Here is a 523-nt window from a genome sequence, read left to right as displayed (position 1 = left end):
GCTGACCCGTCCGGCCGGCGCCTGTGATCGGACGCCCGCAGCTGCCGTCCCCGGGCAGGCGGCTGCGGGCAGGATGGCGGCGTGGAGCTACTTGATCATTTCGCCGTCGGGGGCGACCACAAACCAGACGTCGTTCACGCCCTGTCCGGTCGTGTCTCCCGTGGCCTTGTCCTGCGCCCAGTAGTAGATGGGCATGCCGTTCAGCGTCACCTGCTGTTGCCCGTCCGGGGTGTCGATGAGGCCCACCTCCGCGGTGACCCCGTCGAGTTCCGGCTCTTCCTCGGCCAGCACGGGCGGCCACGCGGCCAGGCAGTCGCCCGTGCAGGCGCTCTCGCCTGAGTCCGGGACATCCTTGGTGAAGTAGTAAACGGTCATGCCTTCTCCGTCCACCACGATTTCGCCCAGGTCGGATTCGGCCGTCGTGAGGGTAGAGGCGGCGCCGGATGCCTGCGCGCCGCCGGTCTCCCCGCCGTCTGTCTCCGGCGCCGCCGGCGTGGTCATTCCGGGGGCGCCCGTCGTCGGC

1 protein-coding gene is annotated in these 523 nt (G+C 70.6%); it reads right to left on the bottom strand.

Going from position 1 to position 523, the window contains the following annotated elements:
* Nucleotides 1–87: 87 nt before the first annotated feature.
* On the bottom strand, nt 88–501 hold the full coding sequence (locus AC5RUJ_RS18175; RefSeq protein ID WP_494156509.1) for a COG4315 family predicted lipoprotein: 414 nt from the start codon (nt 499–501) through the stop codon (nt 88–90).
* Nucleotides 502–523 lie beyond the last annotated feature (22 nt).

It is taken from the genome of Arthrobacter sp. Y3223164 (genome assembly GCF_059091005.1).
This window is presented reverse-complemented; position numbering and strand designations above follow the sequence as displayed.